A 253-nucleotide genomic window follows, 5' to 3' on the forward strand; every position below is an offset into this window, starting at 1 on the left:
GCACCAGTGGCATGAAAGGCACTGACAGTGACCTTAAGCAATTGTCAGCTGAAAGTCATACTTGGTCGCTTATATTGGTTTTGGTCTTGTTTTCTGGGAGCGAAGTGGCAAGCTTACGATCTGTGCTGGCGGTATACTGCTTGAGAATAAACAAAATAACAGTGAGATAGCTATGTTGAAATACATTGTCATTGCCCTGGTGGGTCTGGGGATTTATATCGGTGTGACCTATAAAGATCAGATTGAAGATGCG

At 43.5% G+C, this 253-nt stretch carries 1 pseudogene; it reads left to right on the forward strand.

The features are described 5' to 3' along the window. Positions 1-61: 61 nt before the first annotated feature. Positions 62-253: pseudogene (locus ACYP03_RS27045) on the forward strand (hypothetical protein); the annotation flags it as partial.

The sequence above is a fragment of the Photobacterium sp. R1 genome, from assembly GCF_054600795.1.